This is a genomic window from Nocardia miyunensis NBRC 108239 (assembly GCF_001613065.1).
Lineage (GTDB): Bacteria > Actinomycetota > Actinomycetes > Mycobacteriales > Mycobacteriaceae > Nocardia > Nocardia miyunensis.
The window spans coordinates 61,754-75,918 of record NZ_BDBQ01000048.1 but is presented as its reverse complement, the minus strand read 5'-3'; the positions used below and the strand labels follow the sequence as shown (position 1 = coordinate 75,918).

The window sequence follows — 14,165 nt, the reverse complement described above, 5'->3', positions numbered from 1 at the left end:
GCCATGCTACTGCTCCCGTTCGGCTCAGGCGCCGGTGACCTGCCGCATCGACGCCGATGCCAGTGCGGGCACGCCGGCCTCGATCATTGTGAACGCTGTCTCGGCGAGATCGCCGACCTCACCGTGCGATTCGATCGTGGCGTGCATCGTGGCCCGCAATGCGCTCACCATCGCTGATGCGAGCAACTGTGTGCGCATATGCGTCGTGGCATCGTCGGCCAGTCCAGCGGCAAAGAATTCTTGCAGTATCTCTTCGAATTCATGAGCGATCTCGAGGTAGCGGCGCCGCGGCGAAGGCGCTGTCAACCATAGGCGCAAGCACGTCGTGCGCACCTCGGGATCCAGCGCATCGAAGAACAACCGCAGTTGCCCGATAACCGCCGCCCGCGCGACATCCCAGCGGTCCGCGCTCGGGTCGGCAGCTTGCAGGACGCGGCGCAGACCGGCGGTGATCTCCTGGGAGCCGGGAAAAAGGACGTCTTCCTTGGTGCCGAAGTAGCGTTTGAAGGTACTGCGCGAACACATGGATACCGAGGCAATTTCATCGACCCCGACGTGGTCGTAGCCGTGCTCATCGAACAAGCGGACAGCCGACCGCACGATCGTGGCCCGCAGCACGGCTTTCTTGCGTTCCCGTAAGTCCGACATCGCCACCAGTATAGGCAACCGTGGTCTAAATAGTCCTCTGGCCCTATTGAGCCGACGGTCCATTTATGTTAGCGTCGGACGCGCGGAGCGATCCGACACCGCCTTCGTCGACTATTTCGAGCGACTTGACCCATCACTGCAACGACGCAAAATCGGGGGAGATCGGTCTCAACATGTTGAACAACATCCGTGCCACGACCGTGAATGGTCATGGTGTCGATCAGTGTGCGGCCGAGGCTGGGCCTTCATCGGGACGCCCCGGTGAACGGATCGCTCGATCGAAACTGATCCCCGGCGAGTCGAGCCTGTGGCTCCTGCTGATCTGCGACCTGTTTCAGTTCTCCATCTTCTTTGCGTTGTTCTCCTACAACCGGGGCCGCAACCCGGCCCTGTTCGAGACCTCGGCGCGAGGCCTGCATATCGGTCTCGGCTTCGTCAACACGGTCGTACTGATCAGCGGATCAGTACTGGTCGCTGTGGCGCTACGCCGTTGGGACAGTGGATATTCGACACATATCGTCCGCCGAATGCTGTTCTGGGCGGGGCTGTGCGGCGTGCTGTTCATCCTGATCAAGATCACCGAGTACATCCTGGCGGCCCACGATGGCCACACGGTCGGCACCAACGATTTCTTCATGTTCTACTTCGTCCTGACCGGTTTTCATATCGTCCATGTGCTCGCCGGTTCGGCCGGGCTGTTTTTCGCCGCGAGAGCAGTCGGCAACGGGCAGGCCACACCATCGCCTGATCGCCGCGGCGCAGTCTATTCCGTCGGATTGTTCTGGCACATGGTGGATATCATCTGGCTGGTTCTGTTCTCCCTGCTGTACATCACCTAGCCGACGGCGCAATCCCGCAAGGAGGTAGGAGCCGTGCAAGACGTCCAAGACGTGCGGACAACACCGCGTGACCGATTCCTCTACGGAATCGGGGCCACCCTGGTGGCCCTCACCAGCATCGGATGGCTACTGTTCCGAATCCTCAACCCGGGTAACACAGGTGGCACGGCCCTGCTCGTCGACGTCGGTCTGATCATGGGGCTCGCACTGATCAAAGCGTACCTGGTCGGCGCGGAATACATGGACGTACGCGCCTCGGTCGCGTGGCTGAAATTGGCCTTCGGAGCGTGGCTCCTGCTGACATGGCTGGCGGTGCTCATCGCCATGTATCTCGGAATGCACCTTCACAGCTATATCCACTTCCTCTGAAACGGGATAGGCGGCCAACCGAATGACCAGAGACGATCCGATGAACTTCACCAGCCAACGTGTCTGCGCCTACATGGGTTTCGTGGCCGCATTCTGCTGGGTCATGGGCCTGGCCGTCTTCGCACGATGGGTACCCCCTATCAGCCCGCTCGATACCGCCGAAATGGTCGCTGAACGCTACGCCTCGAATGTCAATTCGATCAGGCTCGGAGCCGTGTTCGTCGCGCTCGGCGGCGTGCTCTACGGCGCATGGACCGCAGCCATCACGACTCAGATGAAACGGATCGAAGGCCGTTACTCCGTGATGGCCTACACCCAGCTGGCGATGGGCACCGCATTCACCTTGGTGTTCATCATTCCCGTGGTGATCTGGAATACCGCAGCCTTTCGTCCGTTGGACAACCCTGAAATCACCCTGCGCCTCAACGACCTCGGCTGGTTCATGTTCCTCAACCCCGGCCTGGTGGTGCTCCTCCAAGGAATGTCATTTGCGTTCGCGGTGCTCGCCGACAAATCCCGCCCCTCGGTCTTCCCGCGCTGGCTGGCCTATCTCAACATTTTCGTCATGGTTGACGTGCAGGGCGCGATCCTCAACCCCTTCTTCAAACATGGACCGTTCGCCTGGGACGGCTTCTTCTCCTGGTGGATCGCGCTTCCGTCCTTCACTTTCTGGATGGTGATGATGTCCATCTGCCTACTCCGAGCCATCCGGACACAAGAACGCGAGCACGCGGCCACCACACAGACAAAGCCGAGACCCGGGGACGCCCAAGAAGCCGGATCCCGCGATGCGGGGTCATACACAACTGTGCCCGATCGTCGCTGAGGCTCACGCGCCGGTTGCAAGGTAAGGGCAAGGTCGCGACCAAGGTCAGCGGCACGAGGGTGATCGACGGTTCCTCGCGGCATCGGTCCTGAATATCGCTCGCGTCGGGTGCCGGCCACACGCGATTCGTGGCCAGCGCCCTGCCGTTCTTCCATATCCGATGGAAGGGCCACCGATATCGTCGGTGTGGCCAAGCTTCTCGCCCCGGAATCGTGATGCGTTCTCCGGGTTACCGGCGGTCCGAGAACACTGGTGGCAAGGGCACCCAGGGGGCGGGTTCCTCGGCGTTCGGCGCCGAGGCGCGGCGAATGAGTTTGATAGCGGAATCGGCGATCTCGTCCGCGCTGACATTCTGCGAGGGGTGGTACCACCGGCATATCCACATGATCATTCCGAGCATGAGCCGGGTGGTGAGCTTCGGATCGTCCGGTTCGAGCACGCCGGCGTCCATCGCCTGGCTGACGGCCTGCACCCAAAGGTCCTCGTAGTCACGAGCCCATACCCGCCACCGGGCGTACGTGTCGGGTGGCAGGCCCGCACCGCCGAAGAACACCGAAAGATAGTCGCGCAACCGGATCGCGGCAGCGATCTGCATCCGGATCAGCCCGAACAGTGCCTCACTCGGATCGGCCGCGGCCTCCAGTGCCTCGATAGCGAGTTGGTGCACTTCGGCGGTGCTGCTTTCCAGCACCATCCCGAGCAGATCCTCTTTGGTGGGCACGGTGCGGTACAGCGTCGCGCGTGACACCGAAAGCTCTTCGGCGACAGCCTCGATCGAGACCGCGTCGTAACCTTGCTCGTTGAACAGCTTCGCCGCGACATCGGCGACCGCCGTCAGGTCGATCTCCCGCCGGGGGCGCCCGCGCGGCCGTGCGCCGTTGGCGCGGGGCGCGGGCGCCTGCGCCGCGGTTTCCTGTGCGTTCTTGCGGGCGGGCACGTCGTCCACCTTTTCGATCGGCTCGGTTGCTCGGACGGGATTGATAACATCCTACCCGTCTCAATATCCAGCCGACCGCTCCATGCGTGTGGCATGTCCACGCCCACTGTGGATCCGGCCTATCGGCCCGCGAAGCGTGGGCGTCGCCGAGCGCGGAACGCGGCGACTCCCTCGAGCAGATCCTCGGATCCGAGGGTGCGCTCCTCGTAGGCGAGCGACAGATCCACGACCTCTCCGGCGCGCTGCTGTGACACCCGGTTGAGCGCCCGCTTCGTACCTTGGACCGCCAGCGGCGCGTTCGCGGCGATGCGGTCCGCCACCGCCCGCGCGGCGGGCAACGCCTCCTCCGGCGTGTCGACCAGATCGGTGACCGCACCGAGGCGGAATGCCGTCACCGCGTCGAGGGGGTCGCCGGTCAGCAGATGACGGCGGGCCCGCAGCATGCCGATGGCCTGTGGCCACACCAGGCAGCCGCCGTCGCCCGCGACCAGCCCGACGTTGACGTGGGTGTCCGCCAGCGAGGCCGACCGCACCATGACGACGGCGTCGCAGGCCAGCACGATCGTCGCGCCGAGTCCGATGGCCGGTCCCTGCACGGCCGCGACCACTGGGTGGGGCAGGTCGAGGAATGCGTCGAGCAGCCGTCGAGCGTCGTCTACGATGGCGCGCCGGGTGATGGGGTCCTTGTAGGCGTTCTCCATCAACTCGAAATCGCCGCCCGCGGAGAAGGCGGGGCCCTGCGCGCCGAGCACCACCGCGCGCACCCGGTCGTCCGTGCTGGTCGCCACCAGGGTGTCGGTGAGTTCGTGGTGCAGCATCTCGTCGAAGCGGTTGAGCAGCTTCGGCCGGGAGAAGATGATCTCGCGCACGCCGTTTTCGTGGGTGGTTACCTCGAGGGTTGCCGGTTGTGGCGCCATTCGTGATCGCCGGTCCTTTCCGTTGACGCGCCGTGATGAGGCTGCTGCGTGCAGAGTCGGACACCCGTCCGGACCAGATCCGCGCTTGGGAGGATTTATGAATCGAATCGTCTCAATAGTATCCCTGGGACAACGGCCGGTCAACGCCGTCGAGAGCCCGCCTCGACCTCGGTGGATAATCGATTATTGACCGATGTGAGATCAGCCACTAGTATTTAGAGACGAGTGGGCTCAAATATTCCGTACATGCCGCTCCCGGATCGGATCAGCGATGCGGACACAATCGTGGAGGTAACTCGTGGGACGTGTAGAGGGCAAGGTCGCCTTCATCTCGGGCATCGCCCGGGGCCAGGGTCGGTCGCATGCGGTCCGGCTGGCCGAGGAAGGCGCCAGCATCATCGGATTCGACGTGTGCGCCGACAACCCGCAGGTCGAATACCCGCTGGCCACTCGCGAGGATCTGGACGAGACCATCCGGCTGGTCGAGAAGGCCGGCGGCCGCATCCACGCGGCAGTCGCCGACGTGCGCGACTTCGACGCCGTCCAGCAGGTCCTCGAGGCGGGGATCGGTGAGTTCGGGCGCCTGGACATCGTGCTGGCCAACGCCGGCATCATGCCGATCACGGGTGACGAGCGGCTGCAGCGCGAGTCGTTCGTCTCCGCCGTCGAGGTCATGCTGATCGGTGTGTACAACACCGTCTACGCGGCGATCCCGCACGTGCGGTCCGGCGGCCGTGGCGGCTCGATCATCATCACCAGCTCGACCAACGGCATCGTTGGCGGCATCTCCGAGGGCAACCCCGGCGTCACCGGGTACTCCGCGGCCAAGCACGGTGTGGTCGGTATCATGCGGACGCTGTCCAACACCCTTGCGCCGGAGAGCATTCGGGTCAACACCGTGCATCCCACCGGGGTGAACTCGCCCATGGTCGCGAACGAGGCGTTCGGTCGTTACGTGCAGCAGTTCCCCGAGATCGCGGAAAACCTGCAGAACCCGCTGCCGGTGCCGAACGGGCTGCTGGAGTGCTCGGACGTCACCGACACGATCCTGCACCTGGTCTCCGACGCCGGGAAGTACGTCACCGGTCAGACGGTCGTCGTCGACGCCGGCTTCACCAACTACCGCTGACGGGTCACCGCGGGTGGCGTCCCTCGCCATGTTCGGCGATGCGGTGCGAGGGCGTCGTTTCCGTCGGCATCTGACACCGCGCGGGCAGTCCCACTCTGGCTGCCGGCGGCGCTCGGGCCGGATCAACGTTGATCCGGCCCGAGCCTTTTATGCTCACGGTTCTCGGATCCGGCGTGGTGGACGCCATGGTTGATGCGTCGCGTGTAGTTGTGAGAAACTGTGTATCAATATTGAGGAAGCAGGCGACGATTCGCGCTTGGACAGCGGACGGGAGCAGCAGTGAGTGATCTGGAGTACTCGGTCAAGGATGGTGTCGCCACCATCCTGCTGAATCGTCCCGAGCGTAAGAACGCCTTCACCCTCGAGATGATCGATGAGTGGGCGCGGGTGCTGCGCGAGGCCGAGGCCGACGATGACGTCCGGGTCGTGGTGTTGACCGGGGCGGGCGACGCGTTCTGCTCCGGGGTGGATCTGGGCAAGTTCAAGGGGGAGAAGCGGGGACCGCTGGCGGAGAAGGAATATCTGAGCCGGCGGATACATCAGGTCGCATATGCGATGCAGGCGCTGTCGAAGCCGGCGATCGCCGCGGTCCGGGGGGTGGCGGTAGGAGCGGGTATGGATATGTCGCTGATGTGCGATATCCGCCTGGCCGGCCGGTCTGCTCGTTTCTCCGAGGGCTATATTCGCGTCGGCCTGGTGCCCGGCGATGGCGGTTGCTATTACCTGCCCCGGATCGTCGGAGTGGCAAACGCTTTGCGGTTGCTGTGGACCGGTGACTTCGTCGGCGCAGACGAGGCGCTGCGGATCGGCTTGGTCTCCGAGGTGCACGAGGACGATGCGGTGCTCGACGCCGCGTACGAGCTGGCGAGGGCCATCGCGGCCAGGGCGCCGCTGGCCGTCCAGGTGATCAAGCGGTCGGTGTATCAGGGTCTGGATCAGGATCTGCGCACCGCGCTGGACATGATCTCCTCGCATATGGCCGTGATCACCTCGACCGAGGATTCGGCCGAGGCGTTCGCCGCATTCACCGAGAAGCGTGATCCGGTCTTCCGGCGGCGATAGCGGGAACTGGTACGGGACAAGAGAACTCAGAGGGAAGAAGATGTCGACCGTTGCAACCGAGGGTTCGGCGCGGCTGAATCACGACGAATTGCGCAGCACCGTCCGGGAGTTGACGGCCACCTGGAAGCACTCCGGACGCTATGTGCCGCAGTGTGATTCGTGGATGCGCTCATTCGACCTGGAATTCAGCCGGGAATTGGCCGCGCGCGGCCTGATCGGGATGACCTGGCCGCGGCGATACGGCGGCGGCGAATACCGCAACGTCGACCGGCTGGCGGTCACCGAGGAACTGCTGCGCGCGGGCGCGCCGGTGACCGCGCACTGGATCGCCGACCGCCAGATCGGGCCCGCCATCCTGCGGCACGGCTCGGACCGGCTGCGCGAGGAACTCCTGCCCGGCATCACCCGCGCGGAAATCCTTTTCTGCCTGGGCATGAGCGAGCCGGGCGCCGGATCCGATCTGGCGGCCGTGCGCACCACGGCCGAGCGGGTGCGGGACGGGTGGCGTATCACCGGCCGGAAGATCTGGACCACCGGGGCCCATCACGCGACGCACGCCTACGTGCTGGCGCGGACCGAGAAGTCCGAGCGCAAACACCTGGGATTGAGCGAGTTCGTGGTCGACATGCACGCCGAGGGCGTCGAGGTGACGCCGATCGTCGACATGTCCGGCGAACATCATTTCAACGAAACGGTTTTCGACGGGGTCTTCGTGCCCGAGCATCACCTGATCGGCACGGAAGGCCAGGGCTGGAAGCAGGTCGTCGAGCAGTTGTCCTTCGAACGCGGCGGTCCCGAACGGGTGCTCTCGACATATCCACTGCTCGCGTCGATCGTGGATCGAGCCGACGAGGTACGTGATCGCAATCTGCAGGGCCGCCTCGGCGCGCTGGTGGCGAGGCTGACCGCGCTGCGGCGCATGTGCTGGGATGTCGCCCGGCACCTCGACGCCGGCCGGGCGCCCGTGCAGGAGGCTGCCACGCTCAAACTGCTGGGCAACACCTTCGAGCGCGACGTCATCGAATTCGCGCGAGAGGTACTGGGCGGCAGCGCCGCTACACCCGACAGTCTCCTGGGGCAGGCGTTGCTCGCCTCTCCCGGTTTCAGCATCCGCGGCGGCGCCGCCGATGTGTTGCTCTCGATCATCGCAAAACAGGAGTCGCGGATATGAGCGCGGAATCGCCTCTGCGGGAACTGATCTCCGACCTTGCCGAGTCGGCCGGCCCGGGCGGCGGCGCGGGCGAGCTGCCGCAGATCTGGCCCGAGATGGTGAAACTCGGCCTGAACGTCGTCGGGATCGCGGAATCCTCGGGAGGGGCCGACGGCACCCTTGCCGATCTGGCCGTGCTGTCGGAGGCATTGGGGCAGCACGGTATCGGCGTGCCGCTGATCGAGGCGTCAACCTCGAACTGGGTGCTGGCCGAGGCCGGGCAGCACATCGACCCCGCGAGCCTGTCGGTGATCGCCGTTACCGCGGAGGCGTGGGACGGCGAGGGCCCGGTGACCGCCCGACTGGGCGGGGTCGCGTGGGCTCGGGGCGCCGACCGCGTGATCGTGTATCCGGAGGCCGGATCCCCGGTGAGCTTCATGATCGGCGATCCCGGCGTATCGGTCGAGCCCGGCGTGAATCTCGCGGGCGAACAGAGTGACACCGTCGTCCTCACCGCCGCGCGCGGTGCGGTGCTGGCATCGGCGCCCGAGCGGGATGTCGTGCTGGCCCGGCTCGGGGTGCTGTGGTCGGCGGCGGTGCTCGGCGCTGTCCGCGGCGCCTACGATCTCACCCGGGAGTATGTGCGCACGCGAGAGCAATTCGGCGCGCCACTGGTCAAGATCCCCTCTGTCGCAGCGGGTTTGGCGACCATCCGAACCCAGTTGCTACAGGCCGACGCCACGGTCGATCGGGCCGTGGAGCTGTCTTCGTCTGGGGCGCAGGACAATTCGGTACTCGCTGCGGCAGCGGTGGCTCGTATCGTCTGCGCGACCAGCGCCACCGAGACGGCCCGGATCGCCCACCAGTTGCACGGCGCGATGGGCATCACGGCCGAATACCCGCTGCACCGGCTCACCACGAAGTTGTGGGCGTGGCGTGATGCGGTCCAGAGCGAGGCCCGCTGGTCCGAGCTGGTCGGCGATGCGACGCTGGCGCAGGGCGAGAACGCCCTGTGGTGCGAGCTCACCGCGACGAACTGAGCGTTTCGGTCACCCGGGTCGAGCCCGCGGTATCCGAACGTGGCTGGTGCGCGCGCGTGGAGGACCCTCGGCGGTCCTTCACACGCGCGGTTCCGTCATGGGGCGCGCCGACCCGTCTACCTGCCGACCATGCGAGAACGATCGTTGACATGCATGATGCGGGATGTGAAACTCGATAGGCGAGCTCAATGCATCGGATCCGATGTCCAGCCCGGCTGACTGAGGAGCAATCTTGGCTCTGTTAAGCATGATTCGACTTCATAAGACACTATGTGGCGTTGCGCCCCGGGTGCCGGCGGCCTGCCTTCTGGCACTGGCCATCTCAGCCGGAACAGTGGCGAACGCACGTTCGCAGCCGGTTGTCCAGGGGCCACCACAGACCAATGCGGTCAGCGCTATCCGATACGCGCTCGAGCATCCGGACGCGCTGCCGACCGGCATGAACGACTTCGATTGCAAGCCCACCGCGGCGCATCCCCGGCCGGTCGTCCTGGTGAACGGGACGTTCGGGAATATGTACATGAACTGGTCGATGTACGCCCCGCGCCTGCGTGCCGATGGCTACTGTGTGTTCGGGCTCGACTACGGCTACGAACCCGGAGCCGCGCCGTATTGGCGCCAAGTCGGCCCCATGAACAAATCCGCCGCGGAACTCGCCGCTTTCGTCACGACGGTTCGGGCCGCGACCGGCGCGGCGAAGGTCGACCTGGTCACCTATTCACAAGGTGGGCTCGTTGCGCTGAACTACGTCAACCGACACGGCGGCGCGGACGCGGTCGGCGCCCTGATAGCGGCCGCGCCGCCCAGTCATGGAATAGGCGTATTCGGCATTCTGCCTTGGCTTGCCACTGACCCGGTCGTCTCGCCACCGGTCGGCCGAGTCCTGCCCGCGGAGATCGATGTCGCGACCGATTCCGAATTCGTCCGGCAGACGGCCGCGGGCGGCCTGACCCGTCCCACCGTGCGCTACGTGACGATCCTGTCCCGGACCGATACCGTCATACAGCCCGGGGAAGCAGCACTCCCGGAGGGGCCGAACGTGACGAATGCCTTGATTCAAGACTCTTGCGACAACTACTACGGTGATCACAGCCTCTACATCTACAACGAGATCGCCCTTCGTATCGTGCGGAACTATCTGGATCCGTCGAATGCCATTCCGCCTGATTGTCGGCTCGTACTGCCGATCATAAACTGACACGCGATGGTAAACGATTCGCCGACGGGATTGATTATTCGCGCATTCGGCCGATACCGGCGCTGGGAATAGACCTGGCGGGGGGCGATGCCGCACCGCGCCGTCCTCGCCGAGGCCCGGGAGAACGCCGCGGGGCAGCGGGCCAATGCCCTACTATCGACTACTCATCGCATATCGGGCGGAGAGCCGGCCGGGCCAGCCGCTGACGCCACCACCCGGGTGCGCGCCGGATCCGGCGATATACAACCGATCGACCGGCGTACCGTAGCCGCCGAGACCCGCGGCCGGGCGGTTCATGCCCAGCCGGGTGGGCGTCATATCCACGTGGAAGAAGCATGCGTTCGGCAACCCGAGGACATTTTGCAAGTCGAGCGGGGAGTGCTCGACCCGGCCGATTTCGGTCGCCAACCCACCCATGTATCGCGATACAGACTTCATCATGGCCTGGCTGTAAGAGCTCTTCTCGGTATCCCATCCCGCTACCGGTCGCGCCGCGCAGTTGGTGAGCAGATAGAGCACGTCTTGTCCATTCGGGGCGAGGCTGGGATCAGCCGCCGACATAATCGACATATATACCGGTGGCAGATCCACGTTTCCGCCGTTGGTCACGACATGGAATTGCGCGACGTGATCTTCGAGAGTTCCGGTCATGAATGTGGTGGGCCTCAGGTCGAGACCGTCCCGCCGGTTCCGGGCGGCCTGCGCCTGCGGATAGGAGAGCTGCCCGCCCATAGCCATATCTATCTTGAACAACGCCACGTTGGCGGCATTCGCGGGCAGCATCTCGACTTGCAGACTGTGGTGTGCGTCGAGCACACCTTCTTCGAGCATCGAGCCGAGCGTGTATTGAGGCGCGCAACTGCTCAGAATTCCATGCCGTGCCCGCAGTTCGACACCATCGGAGAGTCGTACTCCCACCGCGCGCCCTTCTTCGACAAGGATCCGGTCCACACCATGACCGCATCGGATGTCTCCACCTCTCGCGCGCAGCGAGGCGGCCAATGCCTCCACCATGACACTCATACCGCCACGGGCCCGCAAAACACCTCGGCCGCGGTGCACTGCGGCGAATCCGGCCAGATAGATTCCGCTTCCGTCGAGGCTGGCAGGACCGAACATGCTGCCCCAGTACGCGCAGAGCCCGCGAAGCGCCTCCGATTCGAAGGTTTCAGAGACGATTTCGAAAATGTTCATCGAAAGCATCTTGCCCAGGAACGACCGGAGCTTCCGGTTCATACCTACTTTGCCGGCCGCTTTGAGCAGGTCGAGCTTGCTCACTTCGGAAGGATGCCGGCTGCCGAGCCGTACCTGCAGGTCCACCAGCCAGTTCAGCACTGCGCTGATTTGCGCATAGCGCTGGGCATCCCGCGGAGAAAAATAGCGGATCTCAGCCAGCGTGCGCTCGATGTCTCGGTGCAGGATCAGCGTGTCGCCGTCCTCGTTCATCCAGCCATAGGGGCGGTCCAGCTGAATCGCCTGGTATCCGTAATCAGCCAGTCGCAGTTCCTCGGCGAGGCTGGTACCCGCCATGAACATATCGTCCATCGCACCGATATGCAGAAGGTGATGCGGAGCCGCAGCGACTCTCGGCAGGCTGGTCGTGCATCCACCGATTACCGGTTGTCGTTCGACGACCAGCACACGGTTCTGCCGCTCGGCGAGTGTGCAGGCGGCGGTCAGGCCGTTGTGGCCGGCCCCGATGACGATGTAGTCCCACGATTCACTCATATGGCAACCTTCCAACCCCGAATTTAGGATAGTGATACTATCTTGTAAGGACGAGTGCTGTCAGCGATTCTGATTCCGCGTATGGTTTTCGGCATGACAACTTCCAACACGCGATCCCGACGAGCCACCGATGAGGTCGCGACTCTGGTCATGGACGCGGCGCGCGAGTTGTTCGTCCAGCACGGTTATTCAGGCACTCGCACGCGCTGGATAGCCGACCGTGCCGGTGTGACCGAGCCGGCCATTTACCGTCACTTCGGATCGAAAGCGGGTCTTTTCGAGAGCGTCGTTGTAGAGCCGTTCGCTCAGTTCATCGATGGCTATGTAGCCGAGGCGGTGCAGGGACAACCGCTCGATTCCCCGGCGCAGGAGCTGGTGACGAAGTTCGTCCGAGGTTTCTTCGCACTCCTGCGCGAGCACAAGAGCATGCTGCTCACCATCATCGCGGTCAAGGCCGACAGCAAGGACAACTCCCTCGATCGAATAGCGTCCGATATCGGTGGCCGCTTCGCCGATGCGATGTCGATGATGCAGAAGCTGCTCCTCGAGCAAGGGAACGCTCGCCACTATCGCAATATCGACCCGGTCGCCACGTGGGCTGCCACCGTCGGGATGATCTTCTCGATGGTGCTGCACGAAGACTGGCTATATCCCGTTGGCCAGGTCCGGCCCACACATGCACGTCAGGAGCAGGAGGTCGTCACCATGATCTTGCACGGGATTTCGCACCGACCGTAGCCGGTCACCCCGGCAGGGTCGACGGCGCGTCATTTAGGGTTGCAGGGCGTGACTCCCGAAACCCGCACCGCGGGCCGCGCCCGCCGACCTCGACGTACATCCGAAGAGGTGCGGTCCCTGGTGCTCGCCGCCGCTGTGGAGACCTTCGCCGAGCGAGGGTATGGCGGCGCGACGACCAAGGAGATCGCCCGCCGCGCGGGCGTCGCCGAGCCGACGATGTTCCGCATCTACCCAACCAAGGAGAAACTCTACGAAGCCGCTGTCCTCGGCCCCTTCGACCGCTTCCTCGAGGACTTCACGGCGAAGTGGATGGCGGCGGAGATTCCCGGCGGGGACCCTGCGCTGGTCCTGCAGCAGTTCGTCGTCGAGCTGCACGGGCTGGTCGCCCGGAACCGGCATCTGATCGCCGCTCTGGCGTCGGCCGATCCGCTCACCGGGGGTGCGCAGCCGGCACTCTCTCGACTGGAGACCGTTGGGGAAGCCATCGCCCGGACGTACGGCCTGGACTTCGACGTGCCGGTGGCCGTACGCATCGCCACCGCCACCGTGGTCGCGACCACCATGTTCGAGGACACGCTGTTTCCCGCTCCGCTCGGCGGTGAACGTCTTTTGGCCGAGATGACGCGGATGCTGGTGGGCGCGACGCTGCATACCGGTTCTCGGGATTAGCGGCCCACTTTTTGAGACGCGGCTTGTCAAAAGTGACGTGGCGCACTATCTTCTAGCGAGTGATTGCTCGCTAGAGTGATGGAGTATTAGGAGCTCGCCATGGACCTTCCCGTCCCTTCCGATGTCCCGATGCCGCATATCGGCCAACTGGTGCTGATCGTGGGCATGTCGGCGCTCGCGTTGCTGTCGATCGGCTACGCGATCGTCGAATCCCGGCGTCGAGGTGACCTATTGCTGATCTTCCTCGTGATCGGCGCGGGACTGGCCATACCCTACGAAGCCCTGGGTGATTCGCTCGTACACGTGTATTACACCGAGCACGGCCAGATCACCTGGATTCACACGTTCGGTCGCGACATCCCAGCCTTCATCGGCATCCTTTATTTCTGGTATCTCCCCTTCGGCGCGTATGCCTTGCTGCGCAGGGCGAGCAAGGGCGTGACCACGCGCCAGTTCTGGGCGGCCTGGCTCGCGACGCTGTCGTTCTGCATCGGATTCGAGATCCTGGTGACCGAGACCGCCGGACCGACCTGGATCTACTACGGACCGCAGGCCTTCGTGGTCGGCGATGTCCCATTCTTCACGCCGTTCACGTATGTCTCCTTCTGTCTCGGCATCGCCGCCGGTGTCGCCGGGCTCGAGCGGGTGCTGCCCAAGCGCCAGCAGTGGCTGCTCATCCCTGCCGTGCCTATGCTCATGTTCGCGACACAGGGTATGACCTCGCTTCCGCTGGCCGTCTCACTCCACAGCGGGACGACCAACCACTTCTATCTGGCGTTGGGCGCGCTGGGCAGCGGCGCTTTCGCTGTCGTCCTGGCGTGGATCGTCAGCCTTGCGGTGCGCAAGCCCTGGGCAAGGACGAACGAGACGGCAGCCGCTCCGCAGGTGGCCGGCATCGCGATGGGGAGCGTCTGA

15 protein-coding genes are annotated in these 14,165 nt (G+C 64.4%); 11 read left to right on the top strand and 4 right to left on the bottom strand.

Features of this window, described 5'->3' with window-relative positions:
• Positions 1–24: 24 nt before the first annotated feature.
• Entirely contained in the window at positions 25–711 is a 687-nt protein-coding gene (locus NM2_RS21070) for a TetR/AcrR family transcriptional regulator (RefSeq protein WP_084531376.1), read from the bottom strand.
• 110 nt (positions 712–821) lie between these two features.
• On the opposite strand from NM2_RS21070, the gene NM2_RS21065 reads away from it, so the two are divergent.
• Genes NM2_RS21065 through NM2_RS21055 form a run of 3 tightly spaced genes read left to right on the top strand, consistent with a single transcriptional unit; the run spans position 822 to position 2,682 of the window.
• A complete protein-coding gene (locus NM2_RS21065; RefSeq protein ID WP_067671604.1) occupies positions 822–1,487 on the top strand; it encodes a cytochrome c oxidase subunit 3 in 666 nt (221 codons plus the stop codon).
• Between the two features lie 33 nt (positions 1,488–1,520).
• Positions 1,521–1,856 carry a cytochrome C oxidase subunit IV family protein gene (locus NM2_RS21060; protein WP_157121211.1) on the top strand — a complete coding sequence of 112 codons (336 nt, stop codon included), beginning with the start codon at positions 1,521–1,523 and terminating at the stop codon, positions 1,854–1,856.
• 22 nt (positions 1,857–1,878) lie between these two features.
• A complete protein-coding gene (locus NM2_RS21055) occupies positions 1,879–2,682 on the top strand; it encodes a hypothetical protein (protein ID WP_067671402.1) in 804 nt (267 codons plus the stop codon).
• A gap of 229 nt (positions 2,683–2,911) precedes the next feature.
• On the opposite strand, the gene NM2_RS21050 is transcribed toward NM2_RS21055, so the two are convergent.
• Both NM2_RS21050 and NM2_RS21045 read right to left on the bottom strand, forming a co-directional pair.
• On the bottom strand, positions 2,912–3,619 hold the full coding sequence (locus NM2_RS21050; protein WP_084531393.1) for a TetR/AcrR family transcriptional regulator: 708 nt from the start codon (positions 3,617–3,619) through the stop codon (positions 2,912–2,914).
• 119 nt (positions 3,620–3,738) lie between these two features.
• The gene (locus NM2_RS21045) at positions 3,739–4,536 is read right to left on the bottom strand and encodes an enoyl-CoA hydratase/isomerase family protein (protein ID WP_067671397.1); all 798 of its coding nucleotides are present in this window, start codon (positions 4,534–4,536) and stop codon (positions 3,739–3,741) included.
• A gap of 298 nt (positions 4,537–4,834) precedes the next feature.
• Between NM2_RS21045 and NM2_RS21040 the strand changes: the two genes are divergently transcribed.
• The 5 genes from NM2_RS21040 (at position 4,835) to NM2_RS21020 (ending at position 10,115) form a co-directional block, all read left to right on the top strand.
• Positions 4,835–5,665: a mycofactocin-coupled SDR family oxidoreductase gene (locus tag NM2_RS21040; protein WP_067671393.1), complete on the top strand. Its 831-nt coding sequence runs from the start codon at positions 4,835–4,837 to the stop codon at positions 5,663–5,665.
• 279 nt (positions 5,666–5,944) lie between these two features.
• Positions 5,945–6,727, top strand: coding sequence for an enoyl-CoA hydratase/isomerase family protein (locus NM2_RS21035; protein ID WP_067671390.1), 783 nt, complete (start codon positions 5,945–5,947; stop codon positions 6,725–6,727).
• 40 nt (positions 6,728–6,767) lie between these two features.
• Positions 6,768–7,898: an acyl-CoA dehydrogenase family protein gene (locus NM2_RS50260; protein ID WP_067671387.1), complete on the top strand. Its 1,131-nt coding sequence runs from the start codon at positions 6,768–6,770 to the stop codon at positions 7,896–7,898.
• Positions 7,895–8,917 carry an acyl-CoA dehydrogenase family protein gene (locus NM2_RS50255; protein WP_067671384.1) on the top strand — a complete coding sequence of 341 codons (1,023 nt, stop codon included), beginning with the start codon at positions 7,895–7,897 and terminating at the stop codon, positions 8,915–8,917. Before NM2_RS50260 ends, NM2_RS50255 begins: the two co-directional genes overlap by 4 nt.
• 334 nt (positions 8,918–9,251) lie before the next feature.
• A complete protein-coding gene (locus NM2_RS21020; RefSeq protein ID WP_169816210.1) occupies positions 9,252–10,115 on the top strand; it encodes an esterase/lipase family protein in 864 nt (287 codons plus the stop codon).
• Between the two features lie 153 nt (positions 10,116–10,268).
• On the opposite strand, the gene NM2_RS21015 is transcribed toward NM2_RS21020, so the two are convergent.
• On the bottom strand, positions 10,269–11,843 hold the full coding sequence (locus NM2_RS21015; RefSeq protein WP_067671378.1) for a phytoene desaturase family protein: 1,575 nt from the start codon (positions 11,841–11,843) through the stop codon (positions 10,269–10,271).
• Between the two features lie 93 nt (positions 11,844–11,936).
• On the opposite strand from NM2_RS21015, the gene NM2_RS21010 reads away from it, so the two are divergent.
• The 3 genes from NM2_RS21010 (at position 11,937) to NM2_RS21000 (ending at position 14,165) form a co-directional block, all read left to right on the top strand.
• Positions 11,937–12,581 carry a TetR/AcrR family transcriptional regulator gene (locus NM2_RS21010; protein WP_067671375.1) on the top strand — a complete coding sequence of 215 codons (645 nt, stop codon included), beginning with the start codon at positions 11,937–11,939 and terminating at the stop codon, positions 12,579–12,581.
• A 120-nt stretch (positions 12,582–12,701) separates the two neighbouring features.
• A complete protein-coding gene (locus tag NM2_RS21005; protein ID WP_169816209.1) occupies positions 12,702–13,250 on the top strand; it encodes a TetR/AcrR family transcriptional regulator in 549 nt (182 codons plus the stop codon).
• 99 nt (positions 13,251–13,349) lie between these two features.
• Entirely contained in the window at positions 13,350–14,165 is an 816-nt protein-coding gene (locus tag NM2_RS21000) for a hypothetical protein (protein ID WP_157121210.1), read from the top strand.

Bases quoted from the DNA above. Each gene is read 5' to 3' on its own strand.
- NM2_RS21070 (WP_084531376.1), bottom strand. From the start codon at position 711: ATGGACCGTCGGCTCAATAGGGCCAGAGGACTATTTAGACCACGGTTG.
- NM2_RS21065 (WP_067671604.1), top strand. From the start codon at position 822: ATGTTGAACAACATCCGTGCCACGACCGTGAATGGTCATGGTGTCGAT.
- NM2_RS21055 (WP_067671402.1), top strand. From the start codon at position 1,879: ATGACCAGAGACGATCCGATGAACTTCACCAGCCAACGTGTCTGCGCC.
- NM2_RS21045 (WP_067671397.1), bottom strand. From the start codon at position 4,536: ATGGCGCCACAACCGGCAACCCTCGAGGTAACCACCCACGAAAACGGC.
- NM2_RS50260 (WP_067671387.1), top strand. From the start codon at position 6,768: ATGTCGACCGTTGCAACCGAGGGTTCGGCGCGGCTGAATCACGACGAA.
- NM2_RS50255 (WP_067671384.1), top strand. From the start codon at position 7,895: ATGAGCGCGGAATCGCCTCTGCGGGAACTGATCTCCGACCTTGCCGAG.
- NM2_RS21015 (WP_067671378.1), bottom strand. From the start codon at position 11,843: ATGAGTGAATCGTGGGACTACATCGTCATCGGGGCCGGCCACAACGGC.
- NM2_RS21010 (WP_067671375.1), top strand. From the start codon at position 11,937: ATGACAACTTCCAACACGCGATCCCGACGAGCCACCGATGAGGTCGCG.
- NM2_RS21000 (WP_157121210.1), top strand. From the start codon at position 13,350: ATGGACCTTCCCGTCCCTTCCGATGTCCCGATGCCGCATATCGGCCAA.